Annotated in this window: 1 protein-coding gene; it reads left to right on the forward strand. The window is 69.6% G+C overall.

Translation table 11 applies throughout. The annotated features are described in order from the left end of the window. Nucleotides 1-483, forward strand: a 483-nt coding sequence (locus F6Q13_RS19915; RefSeq protein ID WP_293060133.1) for a hypothetical protein, incomplete at its 5' end; no start/stop codon positions are given. Nucleotides 484-560: the final 77 nt, after the last annotated feature.

Here is a 560-nt window from a genome sequence, read left to right on the forward strand (position 1 = left end):
GATCTCGACTTCACCGACTCCACGACACGGGAAAAGCATGGCCGCCGGCGCCGGTTCCGGCGGATCATCTCCGGGATGCCCACCGCACGGCTGCGCGCCCGGTTGCTGGCGATGGCAGGCGACACCGGGATCGCCGTTATCGCCGTCGATCCCGCCTACACCTCGAAATGGGGTGCGCAGCACTGGCAGGAGCCCTTGACTGCCGCCCACCCACAGACCACCCGTCACCACGCCGCGAGCGTGGCGATCGGACGGCGCGCCCTTGGGCACCGGATCCGGCGACGGACGGCACCGCCCCGACCACACCAGAGCGATGTGGCCGGGCATCGGACCGGCCAGGCCGCACCCGGCACTCGACGACGCGAGGAAACCCGCCACCCCGCGGTCAGAACACGGACACGATCCGCGAAACCACCCGGGTCGAAGAACGCGGGCAACCAGGCGACCCAACACCGTTCGGGGCCGCCCACAGAGCAGAACTGACTTCCGCTCAGTGTCTAGGAACGGTGGACTATCGAACGCCGCCGAGTCATCCGTACCCCGCCGCCCTCAACGACGCC

It is taken from the genome of Mycobacterium sp. (assembly GCF_008709575.1).
Lineage (GTDB): Bacteria > Actinomycetota > Actinomycetes > Mycobacteriales > Mycobacteriaceae > Mycobacterium.